21 protein-coding genes are annotated in these 24,484 nt (G+C 74.1%); 11 read left to right on the top strand and 10 right to left on the bottom strand.

Features of this window, described 5'->3' with window-relative positions; translation table 11 throughout:
* Positions 1–83: 83 nt before the first annotated feature.
* The 3 genes from dacB to OG946_RS25325 all read left to right on the top strand — a co-directional run bounded on the left by dacB (position 84) and on the right by OG946_RS25325 (position 5,123).
* Positions 84–1,655 carry a D-alanyl-D-alanine carboxypeptidase/D-alanyl-D-alanine endopeptidase gene (gene dacB / locus OG946_RS25335; protein WP_442814477.1) on the top strand — a complete coding sequence of 524 codons (1,572 nt, stop codon included), beginning with the start codon at positions 84–86 and terminating at the stop codon, positions 1,653–1,655.
* 490 nt (positions 1,656–2,145) lie between these two features.
* Positions 2,146–4,248, top strand: coding sequence for a TPM domain-containing protein (locus tag OG946_RS25330; protein ID WP_326798308.1), 2,103 nt, complete (start codon positions 2,146–2,148; stop codon positions 4,246–4,248).
* 125 nt (positions 4,249–4,373) lie between these two features.
* On the top strand, positions 4,374–5,123 hold the full coding sequence (locus OG946_RS25325; RefSeq protein ID WP_326798307.1) for a PspA/IM30 family protein: 750 nt from the start codon (positions 4,374–4,376) through the stop codon (positions 5,121–5,123).
* A gap of 60 nt (positions 5,124–5,183) precedes the next feature.
* Here the strand turns inward: OG946_RS25325 and OG946_RS25320 are convergent, their stop codons facing one another.
* The 5 genes from OG946_RS25320 to mgtE form a co-directional block, all read right to left on the bottom strand.
* Positions 5,184–7,694 carry a SpoIIE family protein phosphatase gene (locus tag OG946_RS25320; protein WP_326798306.1) on the bottom strand — a complete coding sequence of 837 codons (2,511 nt, stop codon included), beginning with the start codon at positions 7,692–7,694 and terminating at the stop codon, positions 5,184–5,186.
* A 217-nt stretch (positions 7,695–7,911) separates the two neighbouring features.
* The gene (locus tag OG946_RS25315) at positions 7,912–8,421 is read right to left on the bottom strand and encodes an ATP-binding protein (RefSeq protein ID WP_442814642.1); all 510 of its coding nucleotides are present in this window, start codon (positions 8,419–8,421) and stop codon (positions 7,912–7,914) included.
* A gap of 174 nt (positions 8,422–8,595) precedes the next feature.
* Complete coding sequence (locus OG946_RS25310) at positions 8,596–8,790, bottom strand: hypothetical protein (RefSeq protein ID WP_326798305.1); 195 nt, start codon at positions 8,788–8,790, stop codon at positions 8,596–8,598.
* Positions 8,791–8,985: 195 nt separating this feature from the next.
* Positions 8,986–9,738 carry a GntR family transcriptional regulator gene (locus OG946_RS25305; protein WP_326798304.1) on the bottom strand — a complete coding sequence of 251 codons (753 nt, stop codon included), beginning with the start codon at positions 9,736–9,738 and terminating at the stop codon, positions 8,986–8,988.
* Positions 9,739–10,005: 267 nt separating this feature from the next.
* The gene (gene mgtE, locus OG946_RS25300; RefSeq protein ID WP_326798303.1) at positions 10,006–11,340 is read right to left on the bottom strand and encodes a magnesium transporter; all 1,335 of its coding nucleotides are present in this window, start codon (positions 11,338–11,340) and stop codon (positions 10,006–10,008) included.
* A gap of 440 nt (positions 11,341–11,780) precedes the next feature.
* On the opposite strand from mgtE, the gene OG946_RS25295 reads away from it, so the two are divergent.
* Together OG946_RS25295 and OG946_RS25290 are read left to right on the top strand one after the other, a co-directional pair.
* Positions 11,781–12,548: a PIG-L deacetylase family protein gene (locus tag OG946_RS25295; protein WP_326798302.1), complete on the top strand. Its 768-nt coding sequence runs from the start codon at positions 11,781–11,783 to the stop codon at positions 12,546–12,548.
* Between the two features lie 103 nt (positions 12,549–12,651).
* Positions 12,652–13,413: a MerR family transcriptional regulator gene (locus OG946_RS25290; RefSeq protein WP_326798301.1), complete on the top strand. Its 762-nt coding sequence runs from the start codon at positions 12,652–12,654 to the stop codon at positions 13,411–13,413.
* 156 nt (positions 13,414–13,569) lie between these two features.
* On the opposite strand, the gene OG946_RS25285 is transcribed toward OG946_RS25290, so the two are convergent.
* Together OG946_RS25285 and OG946_RS25280 are read right to left on the bottom strand one after the other, a co-directional pair.
* The gene (locus tag OG946_RS25285) at positions 13,570–14,904 is read right to left on the bottom strand and encodes an ABC transporter permease (protein ID WP_326798300.1); all 1,335 of its coding nucleotides are present in this window, start codon (positions 14,902–14,904) and stop codon (positions 13,570–13,572) included.
* Positions 14,905–14,907: 3 nt separating this feature from the next.
* Complete coding sequence (locus tag OG946_RS25280) at positions 14,908–15,768, bottom strand: ABC transporter ATP-binding protein (protein ID WP_442814476.1); 861 nt, start codon at positions 15,766–15,768, stop codon at positions 14,908–14,910.
* Between the two features lie 187 nt (positions 15,769–15,955).
* On the opposite strand from OG946_RS25280, the gene OG946_RS25275 reads away from it, so the two are divergent.
* Entirely contained in the window at positions 15,956–16,807 is an 852-nt protein-coding gene (locus tag OG946_RS25275; protein ID WP_326798298.1) for an NAD(P)H-binding protein, read from the top strand.
* A gap of 5 nt (positions 16,808–16,812) precedes the next feature.
* On the opposite strand, the gene OG946_RS25270 is transcribed toward OG946_RS25275, so the two are convergent.
* The 3 genes from OG946_RS25270 to OG946_RS25260 form a co-directional block, all read right to left on the bottom strand.
* Positions 16,813–17,346 carry an SET domain-containing protein gene (locus OG946_RS25270; RefSeq protein WP_326798297.1) on the bottom strand — a complete coding sequence of 178 codons (534 nt, stop codon included), beginning with the start codon at positions 17,344–17,346 and terminating at the stop codon, positions 16,813–16,815.
* Positions 17,347–17,420: 74 nt separating this feature from the next.
* Positions 17,421–18,647 carry a hypothetical protein gene (locus OG946_RS25265; RefSeq protein ID WP_326798296.1) on the bottom strand — a complete coding sequence of 409 codons (1,227 nt, stop codon included), beginning with the start codon at positions 18,645–18,647 and terminating at the stop codon, positions 17,421–17,423.
* Between the two features lie 80 nt (positions 18,648–18,727).
* Positions 18,728–19,186: an RrF2 family transcriptional regulator gene (locus tag OG946_RS25260; RefSeq protein WP_101426320.1), complete on the bottom strand. Its 459-nt coding sequence runs from the start codon at positions 19,184–19,186 to the stop codon at positions 18,728–18,730.
* 386 nt (positions 19,187–19,572) lie between these two features.
* On the opposite strand from OG946_RS25260, the gene OG946_RS25255 reads away from it, so the two are divergent.
* The 5 genes from OG946_RS25255 (at position 19,573) to OG946_RS25235 (ending at position 24,482) form a co-directional block, all read left to right on the top strand.
* A complete protein-coding gene (locus OG946_RS25255) occupies positions 19,573–20,559 on the top strand; it encodes an ATP-binding cassette domain-containing protein (RefSeq protein ID WP_326798295.1) in 987 nt (328 codons plus the stop codon).
* Positions 20,560–20,692: 133 nt separating this feature from the next.
* Positions 20,693–21,547 carry a helix-turn-helix domain-containing protein gene (locus tag OG946_RS25250; RefSeq protein ID WP_326798294.1) on the top strand — a complete coding sequence of 285 codons (855 nt, stop codon included), beginning with the start codon at positions 20,693–20,695 and terminating at the stop codon, positions 21,545–21,547.
* On the top strand, positions 21,544–21,795 hold the full coding sequence (locus tag OG946_RS25245; protein ID WP_326798293.1) for a DUF397 domain-containing protein: 252 nt from the start codon (positions 21,544–21,546) through the stop codon (positions 21,793–21,795). Before OG946_RS25250 ends, OG946_RS25245 begins: the two co-directional genes overlap by 4 nt.
* 48 nt (positions 21,796–21,843) lie before the next feature.
* Entirely contained in the window at positions 21,844–22,167 is a 324-nt protein-coding gene (locus OG946_RS25240; RefSeq protein ID WP_326798292.1) for a hypothetical protein, read from the top strand.
* Between the two features lie 131 nt (positions 22,168–22,298).
* Entirely contained in the window at positions 22,299–24,482 is a 2,184-nt protein-coding gene (locus OG946_RS25235) for a molybdopterin oxidoreductase family protein (protein ID WP_326798291.1), read from the top strand.
* Positions 24,483–24,484: the final 2 nt, after the last annotated feature.

The following is a 24,484-nucleotide window of genomic DNA, read 5'->3' as shown; positions in this document are numbered from 1 at the left end:
CGGCCGGATACCACCGGTCGGACCAATGACACGGGCGGCAAGGTACTTGTTGCCCGTGTCATGGTTCGCCATGCTCCACTGTCATGAGCAGATCCCCCAGACGCCCGAAGACAGCGGCGCGTACGTGGACTTGGCCGGCCGCCGCCGGAATGGCGGCACTCCTCGCGCTCGGCCTCGGCGGCGGCGCCCCGGCCGGGGCGGACCCCGACGACGACGGGCTCAAGCAGGCGCTGGACAACGTCCTCGCCGACGAGCGCCTGGAAGGCGCGCTGGCGTCCGTCGTCGTGGCCGACGCGGCGAGCGGCGAGACGCTGTACGAGCAGTCCGCCGCCACCCGGCTGACCCCCGCCTCCAACACCAAGCTGCCCACGTCGGCCGCGGCGATGGAGCTGCTGGGCCCCGACTACACCTGGTCCACGGACGCCCTCACGGCGGGCGGCGACCTGTACCTGCGCGGCACCGGCGACCCGACGATGCTGGCGGCCGACTACGACGCGCTGGCCGCGAAGGTCGCGGCTTCGGGGGTGGACGAGGTCGGCCGCCTCGTCGCGGACGACACCCGCTTCGACGCCGAACGCGTCGGCAACGGCTGGTCCGCCGACTACGAGTCGGACTACTACGCGATGCAGATCTCCGCGCTGACGGTGGCCCCGGACACGGACTACGACTCCGGCACGGTGGTGGTGGAGGCGTACCCGGGCAAGAAGGCGGGCGACCGGCCGGTGGTGAAGGTGACGCCGGCCACCGACTACGTGAAGATCGACAACAGGGGCGCCACGGTCGCGGAGGGCGAGGCCGACACGCTGGGCATCTCGCGGGAGCACGGCACGAACACCATCGTCGTCAGCGGGAACATCCCGGTGAAGGCGAACGCCACCAAGGAGTGGATCTCGGTGTGGGAGCCGACGGGCTACGCGGCGGCGGTCTTCCGGGACGCGCTGGAGCGGCACGGGGTGGAGGTCGAGGGCAGGACGCTGCTGGGGCAGGCGACGCCGGAGCGGGCGCGTACGGTCGCGAGCCACAGCTCGATGCCGCTGAAGGACCTGATGATCCCGTTCATGAAGCTCTCCAACAACGGCCACGCGGAGATCCTCACGAAGACGATCGGCGTGGAGACGGCGGACGCCGGCACGTGGAGCGCGGGCCTGCGGGGCGTCTCGTCGTACCTGAAGTCGACCGGCGTCGACACGTCCACGCTGCGCCAGGTCGACGGCTCGGGTCTGTCGAGGGGCAACACGATCCCGAGCCGCGAGTTCGTCAAGCTGCTGACGGCGGTGCAGGACGAGCCGTGGTTCGACGCCTGGTACGAGTCGCTGCCGCTGGCCTGCGGGAAGGACCGCTTCGTGGGCGGCACCCTGCGCACGCGCATGTGCGACACCCCGGCGGAGGGCAACGCCCGCGCGAAGACGGGCTCACTGACGGGGGCGTCGGCGCTGTCGGGGTACGTGACGGACGCGGACGGCAGGGAGCTGGTGTTCAGCGTGGTGCTGAACAACTACCTGGCGGGCTCGGTGAAGGACATAGAGGACGCGGTGGTGACGACACTGGCGGGCTACGGCGCGGACACGGCGGCGGAGCCGAGGACGCAGAAGACGCGGGGTGTGGAGCGCCCGGCGGATGTGGAGTGCGCCTGGCAGAAGCCGAGGACGTGCTGAGCGGCCGGTGACGCGGGCCCCCTGCGGGGGGACGGGGCTCGCGGGGCGCGTCCCGGAGTCTGAGGGCGGAGCAACGGGGCGGGAGAGGGCGGAGCGCCAAGGGCGGGAGGTCTCGGGCGCCAGCACCAGCAAGGCTGGCCCAGCCCCACGCGGGTCTGACACACAGCCGCAGCGGATTACGGCGGAGCCGTCGGGGTCCGGGGGACGAAGGCCCGGGTCGCGGCTTCGCGGTGGGCCCAGGCAGGTTGGGGCGAAGCCCCGGCGGGGGGCTGGGGCGCAGCCCCAGGCGGGTTGAGGCCGAGCCCGCGGGGGTTCGGGGCGCAGCCCCGCGCAGGTCCGGGACGCAGCCCCGCGCAGGTCCGGGAGTGGGGAGGGGCGGGGTTGGGGAGAGGGCCCCGGGGGTGTCCGGGTGCGGGGTGGCTAAAAGGGGCATAGCCTCCCGTACAGGGCGTGCCGGGACCGCGGCGCGTCGTGGTGCGGAGGCGTGCGCATGCGGATTCGGCGGCTCGGGGGCCGGCTCTGCGCTGCCGGAGTGCTCGCCCTGCTGCCCCTCGCCCTCGCCGTCGCCCCGGCGCACTCCGTCGACCCCCTCCCCCTCGACCCCGACGGGCAGATCACCGACCGCGTCCATGCCCTCCGCGACCGGCGTCCCGACGTCGTCCGAGCGCTCGAACGGCTCGACCGCGGGCACCGGACAAAGCTCTTCGTCGCCTACGTACGGGACTTCTCCACCTTCTCCCCCCAGGACTGGGCCGACGCCACCGCCGACAAGAACGGGCTCAAGCAGCACGACGTCCTCCTCGCCGTCGCCACCGGCGACCGCCAGTTCGCCGTCTCCGCCCGAGCGGGCTCCGGCATCTCCCGGCGCGACATCGACGCCGTCGACGCCCGCGCCGTCGAGCCCGCCCTGCGCCAGAACGACTGGGCCGGCGCCGCCATCGGCGCGGCGGACGGGTACGCGGCCGTGCTCGACGGCCGCCAGGTGCCCCCCGCCGACGTCACCCCCGGGCCCACCGACCCCGGCGGCCGGCCCCGCGGTGAGTCCGCCCAGGGGGACGCCAGCTCCACCGACTACGTGGTGCCCCTCGTCGCCGCGCTCGCCGTGGCGCTGGCCGCCGCCCTGTTCATCTCCCGGCGGCGGAGCGCCAAGCGCCGGCGTCCGCCCCACTGGCCCCACGAGAGCACCGGCACCCCCGACCTCGACGCCCGCGCCAGGGGGCTCCTCGTCGAGACCGACGACGCCCTGCGCACCAGTCAGGAGGAACTCGGCTTCGCCACCGCGCAGTTCGGCGAGGAGGCCACCCGGCCCTTCGTCGACGCCGTCGGGTACGCCCAGGACGAGCTGACCGCCGCCTTCCGCCTCCGGCAGGCGCTCGACGACGCGCGTCCCGAGGACGACGGCGCCCGCCGCGACATGCTGGAGGAGATCGTCACCCGCTGCACCGACGCCAACGCCCGGCTCGACGCCGAGTCGGACGCCTTCGACCGGCTGCGCGCAATGGTGACCCGGGCGTCGCAGGTGCTCGCCACCGCCGAGGCCGCCGCGCGGCGGCTCCCGGACCGTATCGGCGCCGCCGAGGCCAGGCTCACCGTGCTGGCCGACGCCTACGACCCCGCCGCCTCCGCCGCCGTCGCCGGCAACCCCGCCGCGGCCCGCGACCGCCTGCAGTTCGGCGGCGAGCACCTCACCCACGCCCGCACCGCCCTCGGCACCGAGGACCCGGCCACCGCCGCCGTCCACGTACGGGCCGCGGAGAGCGCACTCGACCAGGCCGGCGCCCTCGTCGCGGCGGTCGAGCGCCGCGAGCACGAGTTGCGCGACGCCGCCGCCCGGCTCACCGACGCGCTGCGCGACATCCGCGACGACCTCGCCGAGGCGCAGGACGTGGAACGCGGCACGGCCGCGGACGAGTCGGACGCCGGTTTGCAGGACCGGATCGCGCATGCGCAGACGGTGCTGGCGGAGGTGGGGCAGGAGGTGGCGGGGGGCGGGTACGACCCGCTGGCCGCGCTGCGCCGGGTGGTGGAGGCGGACGCGGCGCTGACGGCGTCGCTCGCCGGGGCCGGGGAGCGGGAGGAGGCCGGGCGGCGGACGCGCCGGCTGCTCGAACCGGCGCTGGTCGGCGCGCGCAGTGCGGTGGCCGCCGCCCGGGACTTCGTCACCACCCACCGCGGCGGCATCGGTCCCGCGGCCCGTACCCGCCTGGGCGAGGGCGAGCGGCACCTCCGGCTGGCCGGAGAACTCGCGGACACCGACGCGGCCGGCGCCCTCCGGCATGCGCAGCGCGCGGACGAACTCGGCCGCGAGGCGCGCCGGCTGGCGGAGCAGGACGTCCAGGGCTTCGACGGCTCGTACGGCGGCGGGCCCTTCGGCGGCCCCGCCGCGAGCGGCTACGGCGGCGGGGGACGCGGCGGCATGGGCACCGGGATGCTCGCCGGGATCATCCTCAGGGGCATGCTCGGCGACGGCTTCGGCGAGGGCTCCGGCAGGCGCCGGAGCGCCACCGGCTTCGGGGGCGGCTTCGGCCGCGGTCCCGGCACCTTCGGCGGCGGGGGCACACGGGGGCGGATGGGCGGTGGAGGCCGCTTCTAGAGCTTCCGGGAGTACGGGCCACGCGACGGCGCACGCCCCGCGCGTAGCCCCACCAGACCGCCCGAGACCGCCACCGCACCGCCCGGGACCGCCACCCCACCGCCACCAAGATTCGAAGGAGACCCGTGACCGGCAAGCAGACCGTCCTCGGCCGCACCCTCCAGCTCGCCCGCGCCGACGTCAGCGCCCTCGTCGATCAGGCCGAGGACCCGCAGAAGATGCTCGACCAGCTCATCCGGGACTACTCCAACAACATCCGCGAGGCAGACCTGGCCGTCGCCACCGCCATCGGCAACCTGCGCCTGATGGAGGCGGACCACAAGGAGGACACCGGCGCCGCCGACGAGTGGGGCGCGAAGGCCCTCGCCGCCAGCCGCAAGGCCGACGAGGTACGCGCCGGGGGCGACGCCGTGCAGGCCGAGACGTTCGACAACCTGGCCCGCAAGGCGCTGGAGCGGCAGATCACCGCGGAGGACGAGGCGACGGCGGCCGAGCCGCTGATGGCCGCGCAGACGGAGGTGGTGGAGAGGCTGAAGCAGAACCTCGACGCGATGCGGGAGAGGCTGACCGGCCTCGAATCCCGCCGCGACCGGCTCATGGCCCGTACGCGGGCGGCGGAGGCGCGGACCGGGATGCTCGACGCCGTCGCGCGCATGGACGTCACCGACCCCACCGCCGACCTGGGCCGCTTCGAGGCGAAGATCCGCCGCGAGGAGGCCCGCGCGACGGGCCGGGCCGAGCCGGCGGACTCGTCCCTGGACGGGCAGTTCGAGCAGGTGGACGACCTGAGCAAGCGGGCGGAGATCGACGCCCGGCTGGCCCGGCTGAAGGACGGCGAGGCGCCGCCGGCCGGCGGCGGCCGCGCCGCGGCCTGAGCGCGCCCCCCGCAGAACGAGCCCAGCCCACGCGCCCGAACCAAGCCCCCGCGACCCGGTTCAGAACGCCGACAGCAGCGCGTCCTCGTCCAGTTCCGCCTGCGGCCCCGTGCCCGGCAGGGCCAGTTCGAACCAGACCGTCTTCCCGCGGTGCGTGCGTCTGCTGCCCCAGTTCCGGCTGAGCATGCTCACCAACTGCAGGCCCCTGCCACCCTCGTCGGTGTCCCTGGCACGGCGGCGGCGCGGCTGGACCAGGTTGCTGTCCCACACCTCGCACACCAGGGTGCGGTCCAGCAGCAGCCGGAGCCGAATCTCCGGCTCGCCGCCGCCGCTGCGGCCGCCCTCGCCGTGCCGCAGCGCGTTCGTCACCAGCTCGCTGACGAGCAGCTCGGTGGTGTCGATCAGCGGCTCCAGGTCCCAGGCGGCGAGCTGCGTGCGGGCGTGTTCGCGGGCGAGCGCGACCGAGCGGGGCTCCGCGGGCAGCAGCCAGTCGCCGACGGTGTCGGCGGGCAGTCCGCCGATACGGGCCATCAACAGGGCGATGTCGTCCTCTCCGTGCCGGGTGTAGAGGGTGTCGAGCACGTGGTCGCAGACGTCCTCCAGCGGCTGTGCGGGGGCGGAGAGCGCCTTGCGGAACTCCTCCAGGCCCTCGTCCAGGCCGTGGTCGCGGGACTCCACGAGGCCGTCGGTGTAGAGCGCGAGGAGGGCGCCGTCGGGCAGCTCGACCTCGACCTCCTCGAACGGCTCGCCGCCGACGCCGAGCGGCATCCCCGCGGGCACCTCCAGCAGCAGCGGCGGCTCGCCGGGTTCGACGACGACGGGCGGCAGGTGGCCGGCGTTGGCGAAGGTGCAGCGCCGGGTGACCGCGTCGTAGACGACGTACGAGCAGGTGGCGAGGTAGACCTCGTCGGAGACGCCGCCGAGGCCGCCGGCGATCTCGTCCAGGGCGGCGAGCACCTCGGCCGGCTCCAGGTCGAGCATGGCGAGGGTGCGTACGGCGCTGCGCAGTTCGCCCATGGCGACGGCGGCGCGCAGACCGCGGCCCATGACGTCGCCGACGACGAGGGCGGTGCGGTGTCCCGGCAGCTCGATGACGTCGAACCAGTCGCCGCCGACCTCGGTGGCGGTGTTGCCGGGCAGGTAGCGGCAGGCGATGTCGAGGCCCGCGGCCTCGGGGTCGCCGGGCGGGAGCAGGCTGCGCTGGAGGATGAGGGCGCGGGAGTGCTCGCGGCGGTAGAGGCGGGCGTTGTCGATGCACACGGCGGCACGGGAGGCGAGCTGGGCGGCGAGGGCGGCGTCGCGTTCGCCGAAGTCCTCGCTGCCGCGGGCCCGGGAGAACTGCACGAGCCCGACGACGGTGTCCCCGGCGACCAGCGGCACGGCGAGCGTCGTCTGCACCAGGCCGCTGTCGCCGCCCGGCACCCGGCGCACCTGCGCGGTGCGCAGCGCGGCGGCGTGCGGGGAGTGGAAGTCGAAGCGGTGGGTGGAGCCGACGGCGGTGACGGGGGCGTCGGAGACGGCGCTGGCGAAGGCGACGCGGCGCAGCTCGGCGCTGCCGTCGGCCAGCCCTGGGCGGCCCTCGTCGCCGTCGAGGAGGCCCTGGTAGACGTCGACGCACGCCATGTCGCAGAACTGCGGGACGGTGACGCCGAGCAGTTCGCGCGCGGTGGTCTCCAGGTCGAGCGAGTTGCCGATGCGGGCGCCGGCCTCGTTGAGCAGCGCGAGGTTGCGGCGGGTGCTGGCGGCCTCGCTCTCGGCGCGGCGGCGGCGGGTGACGTCGGAGACGATGGCGGCGACGCCCATGGGCCGGCCCGTACGGCTGTGGACGCGGTACAGCGATATGGACCACCGGAGGCTGCCCGGCTGCCCCTCGCGCTGGGCCGGTACGGAGGCGGTCTGCGGCTCCTCGGGGGTGGGCCCGAGGATCTGCATGTCGGTGACGGGCTCGCCGGTGTCGAGGACCTGCTTGAGCGCGGCGGTGACGCGCTCGGCCTCGGGGCGCGGGAGGTAGTCGCGGGGCGAGCGGCCGGCGTGGGAGGCGACGGTGCCGCCGAAGGCGGCGGCGACCAGCTCGTTGACGCGGACGAGCCGCAGGTCGGTGCCGAACAGCAGGAAGCCCATCGGGGCCTGGCCGAAAACGGCCTGCGAGGCGGCGAGGTCGGTCTCGATACGGCGCAGCGCGTACGCGTCGACGGTGAGGCACACCGCGCCGCGGGTGCCGCCGACGCCGGTGGTGGGCATGACGTACAACTCGGCGATGCCGTCGACGGCGGGATGCCCGGCGTCCGCGCCGTCCGGCCCGGCCGGTCTGCGGTAGGGCAGCAGACCCGTCCACTCGCGGCCGTCGAGAATCTCGGCGACCTTCTCCCCCACCTCCGCCCGCAGCTCCTCGGGAACCAGCGCCTCGACGGCGTCGCGGCCCAGCACCTCGGCGGCGGAGATGCCGAGGAGTTCCTCGGCACGGGCACTCCACTGCTCGATGTGCCCCTCCGCGTCAAGGGCGAAGGAGGCCACCTTGATGTGGTCGTAGATGGAGCCCGGCGGACTGCTCTGCCAGAACGGTGCTCCCACGCGACCGCCCCCTTTGCTGATCCTGCTCCGGGTACGCACCGCAGAGTATGCGGGAAGATCCGTATCCGGAACATGGTCGTCGGGTCACGGGTTCGGAACGCCCCACCGCTTCCGGTCCCGGTAACCGCCACATCTGCGAAGTGGTGCCCGACCGGCACCCGGCGCTACGCCCCCGTGCGCCCCCTTCCGTACGCCGAAGAAGCCTCCCTCGTACCTTCTAACCAGCGGACCCCAGCTCGAACCACACCGTCTTGCCCATTCCGCCGCACCGGGTTCCCCAGCGCAGCGCGACGCTGGCGACGAGCTGCAGGCCACGGCCGCCTTCCTCGTCCGGCGCGGCGGTACGGAGCAGCGGCGGGACCGGCAGCGTGTCGGAGACCTCGACGCGGACGCCGCCGCCGGCGTCGGGTCCGCCGACGGGGCGCAGGCGCAGGCCGACGGGTCCGGAGGCGTAGCGCAGGGAGTTGGTGACCAGCTCGCTGACGAGCAGCACGGCGAGGTCGGTCACGGGGTCGAGGTGCCAGGTGCGCAGGGTGTCGCGGACGACGGCGCGGGCGGTGCGCACGCAGCCGGGTTCTGCGGGGAAGCTCCACTCGGCGGGGCCGGGCGGGCCGGCGAGTCCGGAGGGGACCGCGGGTCCTGCGGGACCCGGTGGGGCGGCGGGGTCGGTGAGGCCGGAGCCGGGCGGCGCCCCCGCGGTGCCGGCGGGATCCCGGAAGCCGGTCAACGCGGCGGGATCGGGGAGCGGGGAGAACGGGGTCACGGCGGCGTGGCGGAAGTACGGGGGGTTGCTCACGCCTACCACATCCCAGCGGAGTTCTGTCGGATTTGCCCGACTTGAGGGGAGTGGTAGTTACATACCCGCTTTGGGCGAAAATATCACCTGCATGCGTACGTGAAGCTACACGGGGTTGGCGTCGCCACCGCCGGCGTGCTCCACCCGGTATATCTGCCGTCGGCCGGCGGGCCCGAAACGGGAGACCACGCGCTCGGCCTCGTCACGCGTGGCATAGCGGCCGACGCGGTAACGGTTGCCGTTGTCGTCCTCGCGGACGATGACCCACGGGCGTGCGGCGCCGCTGTCACCCGCACCCATAATGCCCACCCCAGGAATGAATGTGTGCCCAGGACGCACGCGGAACGACCACGGTCCCCGGCGCCTGCGTGCCCTTCGAATATGCCAGAGCTTACGCCCGGCATTCACTCCCCGCATACGGCTTCACACGAGAAGTACCATTCTCGGCCGAAAGTTCGAATCGGCGGAGACGGGAGACAAGGCCCGGGGCTCGGGTTACTTGACGGGCAGGTGGTAACTGACCCGGTAACGATCGGCCGGAACGATGACGTCCGCGGTCTCGACGGCCCGCCCGGAGGCATAGAACGTCCGCTGGATGCACAGCACCGGCTGCCCCGGCACCGCGCCCAGCGCGTGCGCCTCGTCGGCCAGCCCGGGGCGGGTGCCGACCTCCTCCACGACGTTATCCACGACGACGTCGATCGCCGCCATCCGCTCCACCACGCCGCGGCCGGCGAGCGGGCCCTCCTCGGGCAGCATCACGGGGGTACGGCCGGTGAGCGCCAGCGGCTCCCAGGACGTGGACAGCAGCACGGGCTCGCCGGCCGAGCGGAAGACGTAGCGCGTACGCATCACCGGGTCGCCGGCGCCGAGGTGCAGCCGGGCGGCGACCGACCCGCCGGCGTGCTCCTGTGCGCTGCGCGACTCCCAGGAGCCGGTGACCGACTCGTCGGCCTGCTCCTGGCGGAAGGGGGTGAGGTCGGCGAGGCCGCGGTAGCCGGTACGGACCAGCCGGCGCGGCTCGGGCCGCGAGCGTACGTACGTACCGGACCCGGACCGGCCCTCGACGAGGCCCTCGGCGATCAGCACCTTGCGCGCCTCCAGCGCGACGGTGTCGGAGACCCCGTACAACAGGCGGATGCGCGCCTGGGAGGGCAGTCGGGCGTGTGGCGGCAGTTCGCCGCTGACGATCTTCCGGCGGAGGTCCGCGGCGACCCGCAGGTAGGCGGGCTGCTCCCCTAGAGGCACCGTTTCTTCACACCCCCGTCGCCGCAGTCGCCGTCCCGGCCCGGGCCATCCCCGGCCTGCGCCGTTCCGGCCTCAACACGCGCGAAAGCTTGGCAACCTGCACCCGGGGGCCGCAACCCCGGGGGAGAGCTTTACGGAGTGCGTTCGCCGACGGGTGTGCGCGGGGGTTCCGGGGCGTACGCCCGCCCGCTCGCCTCGCGCCTCACGGGCCGGCCCGCAGGCTGCTCCCCGCCCGCAGCGTCCCTCGAAGCGCCCTCGGAGCGCCCCTCACAGGCCGAGGACCAGGCGGGCCAGGAGGAAGTAGATCAACAGCCCCGTGGCGTCGACCAGCGTGGTCACCAGCGGGGCCGAGATCACCGCCGGGTCGATCCCCAACTGCTTGGCCAGCAGCGGCATCACGGAGCCGACCGACGCGGCCCACGCGCAGATCAGGATCAGCGACAGCGACACGGTCAGCGCGATCCGGCCGTCCGTCATGATCGTCGCCAGCACCAGGCCCACGATGCCGAGCCCCAAGCCCAGCAGGAACCCCACCCGGCACTCCCGCCACGCCACCCGCGCCACGTCGCCGGGGCGCAGCTCGCCGACCGCGATGGCGCGCACCGCGCCGGTCGCGGCCTGGGCCCCGACGTTGCCGCCGGTGCCGACGAGCAGCGGGATGAAGACCGCCAGCTCCGTCACCGCCGCCAACTCCCCTTCGAACGCCTGGAGCACGCCCGCGGTGAGGGTGGCGGCGAGGATCAGCAGAAAGAGCCAGATGATGCGCGCGCGGGCGAGCCGGAAGACCCCGACCGACAGGTAGTGCCCCTCGACGGGTTCCGCGCCGGCCTGCCGGGCGACGTCCTCGGTGTCCGCCTCCTCGATCAGCTCGATGGCGTCGTCGACGGTGAGGATGCCGACGGCCCGGTCCTCGCTGTCCACGACGGGCAGGCCGAGGAGGTTCGCCTCCTGCATGAGGCGGGCGGCGGTCTCGGCGTTGTCCGTGGCGTAGACCCGCGGGAACTCGGTGTCCACCAGCTCGATGAGCGGCCGCCCGGGCGGGGCCAGCACCACCTCCCGCAGGGAGACGACGCCCACCAGGTGCCTGCGGTCGTCGACGACCGGCAGCGTGTAGACGGTCTCGGCGTCCGGGCCCTGGGCGCGGACCCGTTCCAGCGCCTCGGCGACGGTGGACTGCTCCTTCAGCCGCACCAGCTCGGGCGACATGTACCGGCCGACGGCGTCCTGTTCGTAGCCGAGCAGCGGGGCGGTCAGGGCGCGTTCGCGAGGGCTGAGTCCCGCCAGCACGCGCTGGGTGAAGTTGGCGGGCGCCTCGCCGAGGAGGCGGGCGCGGTCGTCGGGGTCCATCTCCTCGACGACGTGCCGGAAGGTCTGGTCACGCAGCCCTTCGAGGATCTTCTGCTGGTCGCCGGCGCCGAGCTCCTCGAAGACCTCGACGGCGCGGTCCTTCTCCAGCAGCCGGAAGCAGAAGACGGCGGTGACCTCGTCGGCGCGCGCGAGTTCGTCGGCGACGACGTGCGGGGGGTGGTCGGCGAGCCAGTGCTGGAGCCCGGCGACGTCGTTGCCGTCGAGGAGGGTGCCGAGGTCGGTGTCCGTGGTCATGCCCGTACTCCCTCCGCTCGGGCCGCTGTCCGGCTTCACCCTAGAACGTGCCGATTATCGCGCTGAGCAGGGACGTGCGGCCGGGTGCGCCGTACCGTACGAATTATTGGTCTAGAGCAATAGTGTTCGGCGCACCCGAGAGAAGCGCGATCTCCCGAGAAGAGGGGTTCCCTGCACCGAAGACTCGTGCGCCGCCTGGCCGTGGCCGGCTGTGCGCCGTCCTGGGCGGCGCGATGGTCTGGTCGCTGGACGGCGACGACGACGGCGCGAGCTGTACCGGGTCCTGGACCGCGGTCCGGACTGACCCGCCCCGGCGAGGCGGTGCCGGTTCCCGGCCCGGCACCGCCTCTTTCCGTTCGCCCCGCCGTTCGCGCGGCGGTCCCCCGCGGGGCCGGCGGGCGGGGCGGGGACGTGACAGCGCGTCATGTGACCATGGCGGCATGACAGACAGCGCTCACGCGTCCCTCGCGCCCCTCCCCGACGACTGGCACCGGGCCCTCGCGATCGTCGCCCACCCCGACGACCTGGAGTACGGCACCGCCGCCGCGGTGTCGAAGTGGACCGACGCCGGCAAGCAGGTCGCGTACGTGCTGGCCACCCGCGGCGAGGCCGGGATCGACGGGATGGAGCCCGGCGAGTGCGCGCGGGTGCGGGAGGAGGAGCAGCGGGCCAGCTCCGCGGTCGTGGGCGTGACCGCGCTGGAGTTCCTCGACCACCGCGACGGCGTCATCGAGGAGGGCCTGCCGCTGCGCCGCGACCTCGCCGCCGCGATCCGCCGGCACCGCCCCGAGCTGATCCTCACGATCAACCACCACGACACCTGGGGAGCGGGCCCCGGCGCCCCCCGCAACACCCCCGACCACCGGGCCGTCGGCCGCGGCGTGCTGGACGCCGTCGGCGACGCCGGCAACCGCTGGATCTTCCCCGAGCTGCTGGAGCAGGGCCTGCTGCCGTGGGGCGGCGTCCGCTGGACCGCCGTCGCCGGGTCCCCGTACCCCACGCACGCCGAGGAGGTCACCGAGAGCGCCAGGGACCGGGCCGTCGCGTCGCTGGCCGAGCACCACGCGTACATCGTCGGGCTGGGCGAGGAGGACCCGCGCGAGTACGCCCGCAAGCTCATCGGGGAGATGCTCGCCGACACCGGCAGGCTCCGCGGCGCCGACCTCGCCGTGGGCTTCGAGCTGGTGCCGCACACCTTCGAGGACTGACGCTTGACCTTGACGTAACGTCAACTTCTACGGTGAAAGCCCACCGACCGGCAGGGCGGCCACCCGGCCGGCCGGGCACCGCGACCGAGGAGCTTGCACCGCCATGGAGTGGTCCATCCAGGAGATCGCGCGCACCGCGGGCACCACGAGCCGCACCCTGCGCCACTACGGCGACGTGGGGCTGCTCCGCCCCAGCCGCGTGGCGGCCAACGGCTACCGCTACTACGACGAGCACGCGCTGGTCCGGCTGCAGCGCATCCTGCTGCTCCGCGAACTCGGCCTCGGCCTCCCGGCCATCGCCGAGGTGCTCGACGCCGGCGGCGGCCCCGAGGACACCGCGGCCGCGCTCGCCACGCACCTGGAGCTGCTGGAGCAGGAGCGGCGGCGCATCGGGCGGCAGATCGCGTCGGTGAGGACCACATTGCGGAAGCTGACGGAAGGGGAGCCGCTCATGGCGGAAGAGGTGCTCGACGGGTTCGACCACACCCGGTACGAGGAGGAGGTCACGGAGCGCTGGGGAAAGGCGGCGTACGAGCGGAGCGACCGGTGGTGGCGCGCGCTGAGCGAGGAGCAGAAGAGCGACTTCCAGCGCCGCCAGCAGGACATCGCCCGCGACTTCGCCGCGGCGCACGCCGCGGGCGAGGCGCCGGACGGCGCCCGGGCGCAGGAGATCGCGCGGCGGCAGTACGAGTGGATCAGCGCCGGCTGGCAGGGGCGGGGGCCGTCCGCGGAGGCGTTCGCGGGGCTGGGCCAGATGTACGTGGACGACCCGCGGTTCGGCGCGCACTACGACGCGCACGGGGAGGGGACGGCGGTGTTCGTACGGGACGCGATGCGGGTGTACGCGGAGCGCGAGCTGGAGTAGGGCTGCCGGGCCGGAGCCGGGGCAACGTCCGTACGCCGCAGGTGCGATGCGGCCCGCGCGGGCCCGGCGCCCGTGCGCCGTACGCCCGTTCCGCCCGGCCCGTACCCGCGCCGAAGGGCCCGCCGACCCCGTCGGCGGGCCCTTCCCTGCGCCCCCTCATGCCGCCAGCGCGACCGTCTCGACCGCCGGCGTCCGCAGCACCCGCCGGGTGGTGCCCAGCGCGGTGACCATCGTCGCCGCCGCGGCCACCCCCACGACCGCCAGCCAGATCCCGTACCCCGCCGAGGGCAGCACGTCGTCCGTGCGGGCCACCGTGAAGGGCACGATCCCGGCCACCGCCGCGAGGGTCCCGAAGAACACCCCGGTCACCGTCAGCAGCAGCCCCTCCAGGCCGACGCCCGCCAGCACCTGGCCGGGCGTCGCGCCCGCCAGCCGCTGCTGGCCGAACTCGCGGCTGCGGTACGAGGTCGCCGCGTACAGCGTGTTGATCAGCATCACGCAGGCGAAGACCGCGATGATCCCGACGACGACGAAGTTGAGGGTCTCCAGGTTCTTGTCGTCCACCGACTGCGTCAGCCCGGCGGCCTCGATGTGGTCGTTCTCGACGGACTGCATGTACAGCGTGGCGACCGAGATGCCCACGAAGAGGACCATCGGCATCAGCACCCCGGACAACTGCGCGGCCCGCTGCCGCAGTCCGTGCACCGTCAGGTAGCCGCTGCCCCCGCCGAACGCCGTGAGGAGCCCGCCGGTGAGCCGCAGCAGCCCGCCGAGCAGCGCCGGCGAGAAGGCCGCGAAGCCGACCGACAGCAGGATCGCCCCGTACGCCGGCGGCGCCATGGCTTCGGGACCCGCGTCGCTCATGGCGAACCCGGTCAGGCACAGTGCCGCGCCCAGGCCCAGCGCGGCGTAGCCGCCCCAGGTGCGCAGCCGGCGGCGCGGGGCGCGCTGCTCGCGCGCCTTGGTGGCCCGGCGCACCGCGAGGAACGCGGCGCCGACCGACGCCAGCAGCGTGATGTCGATGCCGGACATCAGCGCGATGGTGCCGAAGGCGTGGTCGACGTCGTCGGCGACCTGCCCGCTGTCCTGGAACATGTCGAGCAGGATCCGGCCGCCGATCATGCCGGGCACGATCGCCAGCAGCGACCCGACGAGGCCGACGACCGCCGCCTCGCCGACGATCATCCTGGTGATCTGGGCGGGCGTCGCGCCGGTGGAGCGCAGCAGGTCGATCTCGGTGGTGCGCTGCCGTACGGCGACCGTGAGGGTGGACGCGACGGCGAAGAAGACCAGCAGCGAGCCGTAGCCGCCGACGACCATGGCGGCCGTGGACAGGGACTCCGAGCTGACGTCGTCGACGCCCTCGGCGCCCGCGGTGTCGAGGAGCGAGTTGAACATCATGATGATCGTCGCGCCGAGGAAGGCGGACAGGAGCGTGGCGGCGAAGCGGCCGGGCCGCTGCCGGATCGAGCGCATGGCGAGCGAGAACATCGGTCAGACCCCCATCGGCGCGGCGTGGCGCGGGTCGTGGTGCGGGGCGCGGCCCGGACCTTCGGCTTCGTACATGTCGCCGAGGTGCGTCATCCGCTCCGCGACGGCGTCGGCGGTCGGGGCGTTCATCTGGCCCACCAGCCGGCCGTCGGCGAGGAAGAGGACGGAGTCGGCGTACGAGGCGGCCACCGGGTCGTGCGTCACCATCACCACGGTGCGGCGGTCGACGCGCACGGTCTCCTGGAGCAGGCCCAGTACGTCACGGGCGCTGCGGGTGTCCAGGGCGCCGGTCGGCTCGTCGGCGAAGACCACGCTCGGCGCGGCGACGAGCGCGCGGGCGATGGCGACGCGCTGCCGCTGGCCGCCGGAGAGCTGGTCGGGCCGGTGCCGCATCCGGTCGGCGAGGCCGACGCGGGCCAGCACCTCGCGGACCCGGGCGCGGTCGACGCGGCGTCCTGCGAGCTTGAGCGGCAGCACGGTGTTCTGCGCGACGTTCAGCGTGGGCAGCAGGTTGTACTGCTGGAAGACGAACCCGATCCGCTCCCGGCGGAACTTCGTCAGCTCGGTCTCGCTGCCCCCGGTCATCTCCGCGCCGTCGACCATCACCACGCCGCTGTCGGGCCGGTCCAGGCCCGCGGCGCACTGCAGCAGCGTCGACTTCCCGGAACCGGAGGGCCCCATCACGGCGGTGAAGGACCCGGCCGGCAGGCTCAGCGTCACCCCGTCGAGCGCGGTGACGGCGGCCTCCTCGGCGCCCCCGGTCCCGTAGACCTTGGTCACCTTGACCAGCCGCAGCGCCTCGTACGGCGCCCCGCCGGCGACGGGCCCGGCGGCGGTCCCGCGGCGGTCCTTGCTTCCGAACATCGTCTTCACCCCTCGTCAGTACGGCACTCCCTGTGCCTGACTACGAAGCTACGGACGGTGACGGGCGCGGGCACTGGGCGCACGACCCCAATGGGGGGTGGTGTTACGTGCACCATGGAGGGTCGCCTTGACCTGAAGTGCGGTTGAAGTCGGAGGCTTGTCGAGCCACCGACGAGAGGGAGCGACCATGATCCTGGTGACCGGAGCCACGGGAAGAGTAGGAGGTCAGGCCGTTGCGCAGGCGCACTGGGCGGGCCTGCCGGTACGCACCCTGGTGCGCGACCCGGCCCGCGCGGACTTCCCGGCGGGGGTGGAGGTCGTACGCGGGGACCTCGCGGACCCGGCGACGCTGGGCCCGGCCTTCGCCGGCGTCTCGGCGGTCTTCCTCGTCTGGCCGCTGCCCACCGCCGACACCGCCCCGGCCGTCCTGGAAGCGGCGGTCGCCGGGGGCGTACGGCGTATCGCGTACGTCTCCGCCTGGGGCGCGGCCGACGACCCCGAGGAGGAGCCGGAGGGCATCCTCGGCTTCCACACGGCCATCGAGCGCCTGCTGCGGGCCTCGCCCCTGGAGTGGACCCTGCTCCGCCCCGGCGGCTTCGCCGCCAACACCCTGCACTGGGCGGACCAGATCCGCGCGGGCGACGTGGTGCACGCCCCGTACGGCGAGGCCGGCCGCTCGCTCATCCACGAGGCCGACATCGCCGCGGTCGGCCTCCGCGCCCTGACCCACGAGGGCCACGCGGGGGCGACGTACCACCTGACGGGCCCCGAAGTCCTCACGCAGGCCGAGCAGGTCCGCACGATCGGCGAGGCCCTGGGCCGCGACATCCGCTTCGAGGAGTCCCCGCCGGAGGTGGCCCGCAAGGCGTACGTGGCGGCGGGCCTGCCGCCGTCGTTCGCGGACGGCATCCTGGCGGCCCACGCCGAGCTGGTGAAGCACCCGGAGCCGGTGACGGAGACGGTGGCGGAGGTAACGGGCCACAAGGCCCGCACGTTCGCGGAGTGGGCCAGGGACCACAGGGCGGACTTCGGCGGCTGAGGCCGTCAGCGCGCGGCATCGATGAGCGCCAGCACACCCGGCACCCAGTGACGGCCGTAACGGGCCTGAAGTCCGGGCAGCCGCCAGTCGTCGCCGGTCACGGTCCCGCGGCACTCAGGCACGCCGCAGGCGCAGTCAAGCACGAACGCGGGGTCCCAGGTGCTGGTGGCGTAGTCGCTGGTCAGCTCCTCGTCGGTGCGGATGTCGCGCCGCGCGAGCAGGGTGTACGGGCCGTCCCACCACAGGGTCGGATCGCAACTGTGGTTGCTGAAGCCGACGGCCTGTTCGCCGCGGGGAGGCAGGACGAGGTGGGCGGTCCGGGTGACGGCGATGGTGTCGACGTACGGACCGCCCGACCGGCGTGCGGCGTCGAGGAGTTCGCGGAGTTCCCGATCCGGGACGAGCCGCCCGCCCAGCCGGGCCACGACGGTACCGGCGCCGATGGGTGCACGCGCCGCCAGGCCGGTCCCCGCGATGGCCGAGGGCCGGACCTCGGCGTCGGGGTGCAGCCGGCAGCGCGGGCCGGGTGCGGATTCCATCGGTCCATCGTGCCGGTCGGCCGCGGCGGCGGCCACAGGCGTGAAGCGAACCGGCCGCCGTCAGCCGGGCGGGGTCAGTGGACCGTCCAGCGGTAGGCGCGGGTTACCGTGCCGCCCGCGGGGTCGGGGAACTGGGCGGTGCCGAGGGCTTCGCCGGTGGTCGTGAGCCAGCTTGCCTCGCTCTCCACCGCGCCCGGGGGGAGGCCCAGGTCCACGATGCGGCCGTGGCGCCAGTAGACCGCGCGCTGGCCCTCCTCCGTGAAGCAGTGGCCGGCCGCGTCGCCGCGGTCGTTGAGAGCCGTGGCCGTGGTGCCGTAGACGGCTTCGGGGAGGGTGGGGAGGGGCTTGAGGCCGCGGCGGGGGGACCAGAGGAAGGGGCCGTCGGTGGCAGTGCTGCGGCCGATGACCTCGCCGCGGGCGTTGAGGAAGCGGCCGTCGAGCGGGACGCTGCTGGCGCCGCCGTCGAAGCGGGTGAAGTCCGTCAGCCGGTCGCCGTCCCAGACGAACGCCCGCCACTCCCCCGTGTCCCCCTCCGCGGAACCGGCCACCACGCCACGGGCGTTGACGCCCGCGCCGAAGACCGGGCGGTACGTGCCGGTGAGGCGGGTGAGTTCGGTGACCCTGCCTTCGTGCCAGAGGAACGGGTCCCGCGACCAGGCCATGAAGCGCACCTGTCCCGCGACGACGTGGCCGCCCGCGCCCAGCGCGTCGGGGGCCGCGTTGACCGCCTCCGGGTCCGGGGGCGTGATGCGTACCGGAGCGGCGGCGGTGGCGGGGCGCAGGACGTACAGGCCGCCGCGCGGCGGGAGTTCCGGATCGGCCTGGAACTCCGTCTGGGTCTGCACGAGGACCCGGCCGCGGTCGTCGATGTGCGTGCCCCACGCCCGGTAGTCGTCGCCCGCCAGCACCCGCCGGGGCGTGCCCCCGCGGGCCCAGACGACCGCGTGGGTGCGGTTCTCGTCCGGCAGGAAGTGGTAACCGACCAGCGCGCCACGCCCGTTGACGCCCTGGAGGGTGTACGAACCGGAGGCGTGCAGCGCGCGCGGCCGCCGTACCCGCGACCCGTGCCACGCCGCCTGCACCTCCTCGCCGTCCGCCCCGAGCGCGCGGCCCACGGCCCGGCCGGAGGGGTGGACGTACGACAGGAACGTCATCGGCAGCGAGCCGCCGGGGTTGGCCAGCGGGCGGGCCACCACGCGGCCCCCGCGCGCGGCCGCCTGCTGCGGGACCACGGCGGCGATGCCGCCCGCGGCTGCGCCCGCGAGCAGCGCTCGCCTGCCTATGTGCCGGTTCTCGGGCACGTCTCTCCTCGGAGTCGGGTGTCCGTGGGGGGAGACGCGACCGCAACTGTCGCACGGCGCGCGGCGCGTGCGCTACGCCCTCAGGGGTTCGTCCACGCGTCGGGGTCCTCCGCCAGCTCGTGCACGTACCCCGGCAGCCGCGCCGACGCCACGTCCGCGAGCGTGACCTCCCCCAGGATCTTGCGCACGTTCACGCGCAGCGCGATCCACAGCGGCAGCAGCGACTCCGCGGGCCCCACGTACGACAGCTCCGGCGGCCGGGCGCCGCGCACGGAGACCAGCGGGCCCTCCACGACCCGTATGACGTCGGCGATGGTGATCTCGTCGGCGGGCGCGGCGAGGCGGTAGCCGCCGCGGCCCCCGCGCTGGCTGACGACCAGCCGGCCGCGGCGCATGTCGCCCAGGATGCTCTCCAGGAACTTGTGCGGAATGCCCTGCGCGTCCGCGATGGCCTCCGCCTTGACCGGGGCGTCCTCCGTCGCCGCCGCCAGCTCCAGTGCCGCGCGCACCGCGTAGTCTGCTCGTGCCGAGATCCGCATGCCGGTCATTATGTCTGCATGGCGCCCCCGGCTCTGTCAGGGGCATGCGCGTCACCCGCCGGTGCGTCAGGTATGCGAGCCGGGCGGCCGGTCGGGGAGCGGGATCAGGGCGCGGATGCGGTAGTCGCCCGGCAACGGCCCTGCGCTCCGGGTGACGCGGCTCATCCATTCGCTCCCGCTCGGGCCTGTCCGTACTCTGGGGGCATGTCTTTCTGTATGAAGCCCTGGTTCCGCCGCTGACGGCGGCGGAACCCGACTGATCTCTCGCCCGCCGTCCTGGCCTTCTGCCGGGCGGCCCCCGCGTGGTGCCCGGCTCCATGACGAGCTGAGAGAACACCCTGGGCTTCCTGGAGCGCAGCCTGCGCGAGCGGGCCGGGGGCGTGGCGGTGGTCAGCCACGACCGGGCGCTGCTGCACGAGGTCGCCACGGCCTTCCTGGACCTGGACCCGAGCCGGGACGGTCGTGGTCGCCTGTACGCGGGCGGGTACGACGGGTGGGTCGAGGGCCGCCGTCGCGAGCGGGAGCGGTGGGAGCAGGAGCACGCCGCCCAGCAGGCCGAACACGCCCAACTGACCCGGGCCGCCGAGGAGGCCCGCGGACGCCTCCAGACCGGCTGGCGCCCGGACAAGGGAACAGGAAAACACCAGCGCGCAACGCGCGCCGCCGGGGTCGTGCAGACCTTCAACCGGCGCGTGGAAGACCTGGAGCGGCACCGCATCACCGTGCCCGAGCCGCCCCGGAGCCTGTCCTTCCCCGACCTGCCGACCCGGGCCGGACGCCCGGTCCTGCACGGGCAGGACCTCACGGTCACCGGCCGCCTGCACCAGCCGGTCGGGGTGACCATCAGCGGCGGCGACCGGCTGCTGCTGACCGGCCCCAACGGGGCGGGGAAGTCCACCCTCTTGGGCGTGCTGGCCGGGCAGCTACACCCCACCGGGGGCAGCCTTCACGTCCACCACGACGCGCGGGTGGTCCTGTTGTCCCAGGAGGTCCCCGCCTGGAACCCCGAGCACACCGCCTACCGGGCGTATGAGGCGCACGTGGACCGGCTCCGGTCCCGGGGGCTAAAGCGGCAACACCCCTCGCTCAGCGGGCTGGGCCTACTGGACGCGACGGCACTTCGCACGCCGGTGGGCCGCATGTCCCAGGGCCAGCAGCGGCGCTTGCACCTGGCGATGTGCCTGGCCGAGCAGCCCGACCTGCTCATGCTCGACGAGCTGACCAACCACCTGTCGGCCATTTTGGTCGACGAGCTGACCCGGGCCCTGACGACCACGCCCTGCGCGGTCGTGGTCGCCACCCACGACCGGCAGTTGCTCGCCGACCTGACCGCCTGGCCCCGCCTGGAGCTGGCCGGGTCGCAGCAGGAGTGACGCGGGTGCCACCCTCCGTGCGCGTACGCTGCGCGAGCGTACGCGCACGGAGGGTGGACAGTACTCATAACTGTCCGTGAGCATAGGTGCGTTGGATGTGAGCTACGGGGCAGGTGCGCGAGAGGTGGCCAGGATGGCCGGTGGCACGAAGGAGACGGGTGGTGGCGATGGCTGCGGGAGCGAGCCGGAGTCGTCGGACAGCATGCGGACGTTCGGCGCGATGGTCCAAGCGCTGCGAGAACACGCGGGGTTGAGCCGGGAGCAGCTCGGGGAGCACGTCCGGTACTCGAAGCACATGGTGGCGTCGATCGAGGTCGGCCGCCGGATGCCACCGGTGGACTTCGCGGAACGGGCGGAGCCAGTACTGGGGAACACGGGGGCGCTGCGGAGGTCGGTACCGCATCTGGCGCGACGGCCTGGGCTGGCGCGGTGGTTCCGGGAGTGGGCGAGGCTGGAGAAGGAGGCGATCAGCCTCTATACGTACGAGTGTCGGCTGATCCCGGGCCTGTTGCAGACGGAGGCGTACGCCAGGACGCTGTTCATGCATCAGCTACCGCCACTGGGCAGCGAGCAGATCGAAGCCCAGTGGGAGGCACGGGCACAACGGCAGCGGCTGCTGCGGGAACGAGAGAACACCGCGTTCAGCTTCATCCTGGAGGAGCACCTGTTTCTGCGCCAGATGGGCGGTGCGGAGGTCACGCGCGAGCTGATCGACCATGTGCTGGAGATCGCGGAGCAACTGAACGTCGAGATCCAGCTCATGCCGCAGGTGCGCAGGACGCATGCGGGGTTGGACGGCCCGATGCAGTTGCTGGAGACCCCCGAGAACCAGTGGTTCGCCTACAACGAAGGCCAGCGCGGCGGTCTGTTCATCTCTGACCCGAAAGAGATCAGCGTGCTCCAACGGAGGTATGCCAGGATGTGCGCGCAGGCTCTCACCCCCGAGGACTCCACGAGCCTGCTACAGCAGATGCGAGGAGCCCTATGAGCACCCGTGACCTGGTCTGGTTCAAGTCGGGATACAGCAGCAGTCCTGACGGCGACTGCATCGAAGTCGCCCTCTCTTGGCGCAAGTCCAGCCACAGCAGCGGCGGCGACGGCGACTGCGTCGAGGTCGCCGCCTGCCCGTCCGCCGTCCACGTCCGTGACTCCAAGGACAAGACCGGCCCCCAGCTCACCTTCTCCCCCGACGCCTGGGCCGACTTCGTCGCCTTCGCCCTCCGCCACCCGCTCTGACCCCTACACCTCCGCCGCCTTCGGGTCCACCGGGTGGACCGCCAGGGCGTGGACCGTCACGTCCATCCACGGCCACACTCGCCCACCCGGAGCCGCCGCACCGCCGCCGCGTACCGGGTCAGGAACTCCTCGTACACCTCCCGCTGTACGAGGACCCGTGAGCCCGCGACGTACGTCTGGGTTCTCGGCACCGCGTTCGTGCTGCTCTTCCTCTTCACCGGCAGCGTGATCCAGCCCCTGCGGGCCCTGGCCCTCAACGCGGTCAGCCTCATGGCCGGGAGCACGGAGTCCACCGAGGCTCCGGCGTCCGTCGAGGTTCCGGAGTCCTCGCAGGTCCACGACGTGGAGAAGCGGGAGCCTGCGGGCGCGTAGCGCCCGGAATGCCCGACCTCACGTGGCGGGTGCGGGAGTTGACAGCAATCTGCCAATTCCCGCCCCGCCCCCGGCGGGTCATGATGCCCGTACGGCTCCGACGTCGGTGACGCCTGAAGTGGGGTATCCGGATGAGCAGTGGCTCCTCGCGCGCACCGTCCTCGCCGACCCCGCTCCCGCCACCCGGTTCCGGGGTGGCCACGCACTGCCCGTACTGCGCGCTGCAGTGCGGCACCCGCCTGCGGCCCGGCGCCACGGCCGCCGAGCCGCTGCGCGTCGAGCCGGACGCCGACTTCCCCGTCAACCAGGGCGGCCTGTGCCAGAAAGGCTGGACCGCCCCCGCCGTCCTGCGCGCCCCCGACCGGCTGCGCACCCCGCTCGTCCGCGACCGCACCGGCCGCCTCGCCCCCGCCGGCTGGGACGGTGCCCTGGACACGGTCGCCACCCGGCTCGCGGAGATACGCGCCGCGCACGGCCCCGACTCCGTCGCCGTCTTCGGCGGCGGCGGGCTGACGAACGAGAAGGCGTACCTGCTCGGCAAGTTCGCCCGCGTGGCCCTCGGCACCCGGATGATCGACTACAACGGCCGGTTCTGCATGTCGTCCGCCGCGGCGGCGGGCGTCGCCGCCTTCGGCCTGGACCGCGGGCTGCCGTTCCCCGTCACCGACCTCGGCGAGGCCGACACCGTCCTCCTCGCCGGCGCCAACCCCGCCGAGACCATGCCCCCGTTGATGCGCCACCTCAACAAGGCCGGCGCCCTCGTCGTCATCGACCCGCGCCGCACCGCCACCGCCGAACGCGCCGCGCTGCACCTGGCCCCCGCCCCCGGCACCGACCTCGCGCTCGCGCTCGGGCTGCTGCACATCGCCGTCACCGAGGGGCGGCACGACGAGGAGTACGTCCGGGCCCGTACCGTCGGCTTCCGCGCCGCGTGGCGGCGGGCGGCGGGCTGGTGGCCGGAGCGCGTGGAGCTGGTGACCGGCGTGCCGGCCGACGCGCAGCGGGAGGCGGTGCGGCTGCTGAGCGAGGCGCGGCGCGCGTACGTCCTCAGCGGGCGCGGCGCCGAGCAGCACAGCAAGGGCACGGACACGGTGGCGGCGTTCGTCAACTTCGCGCTGGCACTGGGGCTGCCGGGGCGGCCGGGCTCCGGGTACGGGTGCCTGACCGGACAGGGCAACGGGCAGGGGGGCCGCGAACACGGCCAGAAGGCCGACCAGTTGCCCGGCTACCGGCACATCACGGACCCCGGGGCGCGGGCGCACGTCGCCGGGGTGTGGGGCGTGCCGCCGGAGAGCCTGCCGGGTCCTGGGCTGAGCGCGGCGGAGCTGCTGAACGCCCTGGGCACGGCGGACGGGCCGCGGGCGCTGCTGGTGTTCGGCTCGAACCCGGTGGTCTCTGCGCCGGACGCCGACCGGGTCCAGCGCCGGCTGGCGGAGCTGGACCTGCTGGTCGTCGCGGACTTCGTACCGTCGGAGACCGCGGCGATGGCGGACGTCGTCCTGCCGGTGACCCAGTGGGCCGAGGAGGAGGGCACGCTCACCAACCTGGAGGGCCGCGTCCTGCGCCGCCACCGCGCCCTGACGCCGCCGCCCGGCGTACGCACCGACCTGGCCGTGCTCCAGGAACTCGCCGTCCGCCTCGGCGAGCCGCCCGACCGCTTCCCGGCGGAACCGCGCCGCGTCTTCGACGAGTTGCGCCGCGCGTCCGGCGGCGGCACGGCCGACTACGGCGGCGTCAGCTACGACCGCCTTGACGCGGGCGAAGCCCTGCACTGGCCCTGCCCCGCCACCCCCGAAGGATCACCGCCGCACCCCGGCACCCCGCGGCTGTTCCTCGACCGCTTCGCCCACCCGGACGGCAAGGCCCGCTTCCAGGACGTCGACCACCGCGAGCCGGCCGACGCGCGCGACGACCGCTTCCCGCTGTGGGCCACGACGGGACGGCAGCTCGCGCACTACCAGTCGGGCGCCCAGACCCGCCGGGTGCCCGAGCTGGTACGGGCCGCGCCGGAGGCGACGGTGGAGATCCACCCGGACACGGCGGCGCGGGCGGGTCTCGCGGAGGGCGAGCTGGCGCGGGTGCGCTCACCGCGCGGCGCGGTGCTGGCGCGGGTGCGGCTGGTGGCGACGCTGCGGACGGACACGGTGTTCCTGCCGTTCCACTTCCCGGGCCACGGGCGGGCGAACCTGCTGACGGGCACCGCGCTCGACCCGCGCAGCCGGATGCCGGAGTTCAAGGTGAGCGCGGTGAGCGTGGAGCCGGTGGACCTGCCGGAGCGGGTACGGGAGCCGGCGGTGCGGGGCGCGGCGGGATGAGG

Source organism: Streptomyces sp. NBC_01808 (genome assembly GCF_035917395.1).
GTDB lineage: Bacteria > Actinomycetota > Actinomycetes > Streptomycetales > Streptomycetaceae > Streptomyces.
Note: the sequence above shows the minus strand (reverse complement) of the source record. Positions and strands in the feature narration are given on the sequence as shown.